The 6,185-nt window shown below is 66.9% G+C and carries 6 protein-coding genes; 3 read left to right on the top strand and 3 right to left on the bottom strand.

The window, feature by feature from the left end; translation table 11 throughout:
* Positions 1–9: 9 nt before the first annotated feature.
* Positions 10–918 carry a dienelactone hydrolase family protein gene (locus tag GEV05_30100; protein ID MPZ47537.1) on the bottom strand — a complete coding sequence of 303 codons (909 nt, stop codon included), beginning with the start codon at positions 916–918 and terminating at the stop codon, positions 10–12.
* Between the two features lie 85 nt (positions 919–1,003).
* On the opposite strand from GEV05_30100, the gene GEV05_30105 reads away from it, so the two are divergent.
* Complete coding sequence (locus GEV05_30105) at positions 1,004–2,050, top strand: C-terminal binding protein (protein ID MPZ47538.1); 1,047 nt, start codon at positions 1,004–1,006, stop codon at positions 2,048–2,050.
* Positions 2,051–2,149: 99 nt separating this feature from the next.
* On the opposite strand, the gene GEV05_30110 is transcribed toward GEV05_30105, so the two are convergent.
* Both GEV05_30110 and GEV05_30115 read right to left on the bottom strand, forming a co-directional pair.
* On the bottom strand, positions 2,150–3,535 hold the full coding sequence (locus GEV05_30110; GenBank protein MPZ47539.1) for an MmgE/PrpD family protein: 1,386 nt from the start codon (positions 3,533–3,535) through the stop codon (positions 2,150–2,152).
* 146 nt (positions 3,536–3,681) lie between these two features.
* Positions 3,682–4,515: a BON domain-containing protein gene (locus GEV05_30115; protein MPZ47540.1), complete on the bottom strand. Its 834-nt coding sequence runs from the start codon at positions 4,513–4,515 to the stop codon at positions 3,682–3,684.
* 360 nt (positions 4,516–4,875) lie between these two features.
* Here GEV05_30115 and prpB point away from each other — a divergent pair, with 360 nt between their 5' ends.
* Both prpB and GEV05_30125 read left to right on the top strand, forming a co-directional pair.
* Complete coding sequence (prpB, locus tag GEV05_30120) at positions 4,876–5,781, top strand: methylisocitrate lyase (protein MPZ47541.1); 906 nt, start codon at positions 4,876–4,878, stop codon at positions 5,779–5,781.
* A 22-nt stretch (positions 5,782–5,803) separates the two neighbouring features.
* Positions 5,804–6,185, top strand: a 382-nt coding sequence (locus tag GEV05_30125; GenBank protein ID MPZ47542.1) for a carbon-nitrogen hydrolase family protein, incomplete at its 3' end; no start/stop codon positions are given.

Below are 6,185 nucleotides of genomic sequence, written 5' to 3' on the forward strand. Positions count from 1 at the left end.
CTAGCCCCGTCACCGGCGCAAATGCCGGTCGAAGTACTCGGCCGCGCGCTCCATCGCGTCACCGCGGGCAGCGCGGTTGGCTTCGATCGACTGGCGTCGTTTGCCCGGGTCGTCGAAAGCATGGGTAGCGCCCGCATACCAGACCATCTCGAAATGATCGATACCGCGCGACTTGATCTGCTCGGCGAGTAGCCGGCAGGGCAGCGGCGCGACCTCCTCGTCTTCGGAGGCAACGAACATGAGCGCCGGGGCGTAGGGCCGATAGTCCTGCTTTGCCTGGATGCGGCAGCCGGGATAGAACAGCAGCGCCGCCTGAAATCCTTCCTGAAGCGCCCCGGCGGCCGAGTGCGGGAGCGCGCCCATGGTGGCAAGACCCGCCATCGCGCCGTTCGACCAGCCATGAAAGCCGATACGCTGGGCGCTCACGTCGTCGCGCGAACGCAGATAAGCGGCGGCGCCATAGGCATCCAGCGGGCGGACCTTCTGTTCGCTCACCTCCGGCGGACGGCTCGAATAACTGCGGATCGGAAAGCCTGCGGGATAGCCGCGCGAGCTGAAGCTGTCGACATGTAACGCGAGATAGCCGCGGTTCGCCCAGAACCGGCCCCATTGCACATGGCGCCGCGACAAGGTCGTGGCGTCGTAGACCCCTTTGGCGGCAGTCGAATACGGCCCGCTGCGACCGTGCAGCATGACTACGGCCGGCCACGGCGGCGGCGTCTGCGGCATGAACAGGTAGCCGCGGAGCCAGGTGCGCCCGTCGGCGCTCGGGAAGCTCACCTCGGCCGGCGGCTCCGCGGCAACGCCTGCGCAGGCGGCGACGAGCAGCAGCGCGCACCCCGCACGCCGAGCGCTCGCTTTGCACGATAGCACTCCGCCCATGGCGCGATTATGCACGCGGGATGGTCTCGCCGGCATGCACCGGATCGCGCCCGATCGACAAAACGCGGTGGACAGCGACCGGCCCCTGCCTTAGTCTCCATCGACTCAGGACACTCAAAGCATGCCGGAACCGTTTCTGTCGGAGGAGAGCGTGGCGTATACGATTCTTTATCCCGATGCCAAGCCCCAGGAGCTCGACATCGAAGCTCGGGCCGTCGGCCCCGACGTGACCTTGATCCATGCGCGCCAGACCCAGTTCGACGCGATCGATCGCGCACAGTGGGAGAGCTGCGACGCGATCGTGGTCTCGCGCATGCCGATCGATCGCACGGTCATCCCACACCTGAAGCGCTGCCGCATCGTCGTGCGTAACGGTGTCGGCTTCGACGTGCTCGACCTGGAAGCGCTCGCCGAAGCCGGAATCGTCGCCTGCAACGTGCCCGACTACGGCACGACCGAAGTTGCCGACAGCGCGATCGCGATGATGCTTTGCTTCGCACGCGGCACCGCCGCCATGGATGCGGCGCTGCGCGCGGACCTGGGCGCGAACTGGACGCACGAGCGCAACGTGACGGCGAAGCGTCTCCGGGGTGCGACCTTCGGCGTGATCGGTCTGGGCCGCATCGGCACCGCAGCCGCGATGCGGGCGCGTGCGTTCGGCATGCGCATCCTGTTCTACGACCCGCTGTTGCCGGCCGGTGCGGAGCTGGGCTTAGGCTTCGAGCGCGCGCGCGCCTTGCCCGACCTGCTCGGGCAGGCAGACGTAATCGATATGCATACGCCGCTCAACGCGCAGACGCGCACGATGATCAATGCGCAGACGGTGGCTGCGATCAAGCCGGGCGCGTATCTCATCAATACGTCGCGCGGGCCGGTTTGCGATACCGCCGCGCTGCTGGAGGGCTTGCGCTCCGGCCGCCTGCTCGCGGTCGGGCTCGACGTGCTGCCGAAAGAGCCGGGCCAGGCGCAGGACCCGCTGGTCGCCGCCTGGGAGGAGAACGCGCCGTGGATTCGCGGCCGCGTGCTGCTCAACCCGCACTCGGCGTTCTACAGCCCCGATGCTTACGTCGACCAGCGCACCAAGGGCGTGCAGACGGCGTACTTCTACCTGCGTGACGGCACACTGGTGAATTGCGTCAACACGGAGCACGTGAAGAAGGCGCGCTGACGCGAAGGGCAACCACCCGGCGCTGACACGAAGGGCAACCACCCCGTCCGCGACATCGTCGCGTCCCGCCCCTCCTTGGCAGGAGGGGAATGGCTTAAGTTACCAGCGATAGAACAGGGCCAGATTATCCAGCCGGTCGAACGCCCATACGGCGTCGAGCAGGCGCCGGGCTTTATCCTTGCCGACGATCGGCTCGCAGTTCGACACGAATTTGCGCTCGAGGTCGGCGTCGGACATGGGATTCTCGCCTTCGCCCTTCGGATCGAGCACGCGCTCGGTGAGACGCGTGCCGTCCTTCATCACCAGCGTCACCACCCCGCCGCGGCGCTTGGGGTAGAGCCGGTCGGTGTCCTCGTCGGTGTACACCTTCACCTTCCGAATCATGCCTTGCACGTCCGGCCGGTCGATGCGCCCGGGCTTGAACGAGGGCGAGGTGACGTCGTCTTCGATCAGCGCCAGCGCCGCGGCGCACGGCATGCTCATCTGTGCGTCGAGCAGCGCCTCCCAGCTGGTGTGGTTGTGGCGCGCGCCTACGGCATAACTTCCGGCCTCGATCCGCTCGACTTGCGACGGATTGACGTGGTGCTTGTGCTTGAGCGTCACGATGCCGTCCATGATCGGGTGCAGATGGCGGCAGCACGGATAGGGCTTGAAATACGCGTCCTCGATCTCGTAGCGCATGCCGAGCCCCTGCATCAGCCGCTCCCAGTTGACCTGGCCGTCGACGAAGGCCTTGAAGAAGCCGTGCTTGCCTTCCAGCACGTGCATCGGCCCGGTGATGCCGCGCTTGCCGAGCTCGGCGCACAGGATGCCGTCGCGCGCGGCCTTCCCCGGGTGGATGCGCTTCACGTCCGCGCCCTCGCCCAGGAACTCGAACAGGCCGCCGGCGAAGCTGCCCGCCAGGCCGATCGCGTAAAGCGTCTGCGCTTCGTCGTTACCGATCAGGCGCGACACCCCGGCCGCGGCCCCGAGCACGCCGGTGATCGGCGTGTTGTGCCAGCCGCGCAACGCCGAGCTCGGGTGGATCGCCGACGCGACGCGCAGCATCACGTCGTAGCCGAGCACCGTGGCCAGGATGACCTCCTTGGCGCTCCGAGCTTTCTGCTCGGCCACCGCGAACACCGCGGGAAAATTCGGCCCTGCCGGATGCGCCGAGCCGTGGGTGTGGCCGTCGTCGAAATCGAGCGCGTGGGTGCTGGTGCCGTTGAGCAGCGCCGCATTCAATACCGACAGCCGCTGTGCGTGGCCGACGACGGCCGCCGTGCGCGATTCGTCCACGGCTTCGAGGTAATCGAGCATCTGGTGCGCAACCGGTTCCTGCGAGCCGGTGATCGAGGTGGTCAGGTAATCGAGCAGCGCGCGCTTGAAGCCGCGCACCGTGCGCTCGCTCAAGTCCTCGAAGCGCTTGCCGGCGACGTGCCGGGCCAGGCGGCGGGTGGCATCCTGCTGCTCGCTGCCCGCAGCTGCCGGGGCGAGGTCGTTCATGGCGTTCTCCAGGGATCGGCAAAAGGGAGTATCCGGCGGGAGTATCCGGCGGGAGTATCCGGCGCGACGCCGGCAGACGACCGATGCTACCGCAGGGCGGCGAGGGTGAAAACCCGCAGGGAGAGAGACGACAAGTCGATACGCCGTCAGCCCTCGCGATGATGCGTGTGCCGTTCGGCGAGAACGGCGAGGTCGTTGGCCACGTCGGTGACGCCGGGCACAGCGGCGGCCACATCCGCGACGGCGCGCCTGTCCGCGCTGGTATCGACCACGCCCTCGAGCTTGATGCGCCCCTGGTCGGCGCTGATCGCGATGCGGATCGTGCGCGTCGCCGGCGCCTGGCGCAACGCCGAGCGCACGTGCGCCTCCAGCCGCAGATTCTCGAGCTTCGCGTGCGAGGCGGACGTCTCCTGGAAGTCCGGATGGCGCACGTGGCGCAGCACGGTGTCGACGCACTCGTCGATCGACACCCGCTCGGTATTGAGCACGAGGTCGTACTGTTCGGCATCCCACCAATCGACACCGAAGTGCCGGCGCACGATCGCGGCGTGCGCCTCGTCGTTGCTCTCCACCTCGCGCCGCACCAGCGACTCGTCGCTCGTCTTCATGCGCGCCTGCATGCGCTCGATGCGCAGCGGCTTCGGCGCGCACACCCGCACGCAGACGACGTGCGAGACCGGCCGCAGCAGGTTGGCCGCGCCCCAGCTGCGCAGGATGGCGCCCGAGTCCTTCGAGGCCAGGCTGAAGGTCTCGTCGGCGGTATAGATACAAAGCGAGGTGTGATCGGCGGTGAGCCGCTCGAAGAAGCTCGGCTGGCCTTCGAGCAGCTTGATGACGTGGCTTTTGCGCAGCCGCATCTTGTCCGCCAGCGGCTCGATGATTTCGTGGTGCAGGACCGGGACGCCGAGCGCATCGGCGGCACCCTTCGCCACATCCTTGCCCAGCGACCCCATTTCCCGCGTCATGGCGATCAACGGCATGTCGTCCCCTCCCTAGTGTCCCGAATCAGAAGTTCGCCGCGCAAAAGATGCCGAGAATCGGCGCCATACATTGTCGCGAATCCTCGCCAGGTGTCCAACCTGGCTGTGGTTCGCTTCGCGTCTGGCGCCGATTTCGACACTTTTGCCACTCATGGGGTCGCGAACATCAAGAACATTGTTGCAACGACTTCTGACTCGGGACACTAGCCTCCTGGCCGGCGGCCATTATAGCGAGCGTTCCACCCGCCGAGACGGCGATCCGGCGCCCCGGTGTATCATCGAAGGCGCGCGCACGAGCGCCTTGCCGCGCATCCCGCTTGTCGTATCCCGTTTGTCTCGCGCATCATCAGGAGCTCGCCCATGGCCCACCCATCGTCCGCCGGCGCGCGATTTCGTGCCGCTCTCCATGCCGAGAAGCCGCTGCAGATCGCCGGTGCGGTGAATGCCTATACCGCGATGCTCGCCCAGGCCGCGGGCTTTCGCGCCATCTACCTTTCCGGCGGCGGGATCGCGAATGCTTCGCTCGGCCTGCCCGATCTGGCCATCACGACCTTGAACGACGTGCTGATCGACGTCGACCGGATCACCAGCGCGTGTGCGGCTCCCCTCATGGTGGATATCGATACCGGGTTCGGCGGCATGTTCAACATCGCGCGCACGGTGAAGTCCCTCATCAAACAGGGCGCCGGAGCGCTGCACATGGAAGACCAGGTAGCGATCAAGCGCTGCGGCCACCGGCCCGGCAAAGCGGTCGTCTCGACCGAGGAGATGGTGGATCGCATCAAGGCCGCGGTGGACGCGCGCACCGATCCGGATTTCTTCATCATCGCCCGCACCGACGCGCTCGCCGTGGAGGGCCTGGAGGCGGCGATCGAGCGCGCGGTGGCCTGCAAGGCGGCGGGCGCCGACGCTGTATTCGCCGAGGCAGTCAGCGAGCTGCCGCAATACCAGCGCTTCGGCGCCGCGCTCGGTGCGGGCTACCCGCTGCTCGCCAACATCACCGAGTTTTCCAAGACGCCCGGGTTCACGGTGGAAGAATTGCGCAGCGCCGGTGTGGCCATGGCGCTTTACCCCTTATCGGCCTTCCGCGCCCAGTCCGCCGCAGCGTTGAAGGTGTTCGAGGCGATCCGCCGCGATGGCTCGGCGAAGCAGGTGCTGCCGCTCATGCAAACGCGCGACGATCTCTACCAGCATCTCGACTATCACGCCTACGAGCGCAAGATCGATCAGCTCTATGCCAAGGACCAGTTGAAGGTCGGCGACTGATCCGTTCTCAGGAAAGCCAGACATGGGAAAGCTCACTGTCGCCTGCATTCAGCTCAACGCCGGAGCCGATGTCGAGCGCAATCTTGCGCTTGCAACCGAGTCGGTGCGCGAGGCAGCGACGCAGGGTGCGCGCCTGATCGCGCTGCCGGAATACTGCGTGCTGCTCGACGGCAGCGGGCGCGTGATGCGCGAACATTCGCCGCCCGAATCCGAGCATGCCGGGCTGGCCCTGTTCCAGGCGCTGGCGAAGGAGCTGCAAGCCTGGCTACTGCTCGGCTCGCTCACCGTGAAGCTCGACGACGCCCGCATGGCCAATCGCTCGTACCTGCTGTCGGACACGGGCGAGATCGTCGCCCGCTACGACAAGATCCACATGTTCGATGCGACTCTGCCCGGCAACAAGG

The organism is Betaproteobacteria bacterium, assembly GCA_009377585.1.
GTDB lineage: Bacteria > Pseudomonadota > Gammaproteobacteria > Burkholderiales > WYBJ01 > WYBJ01.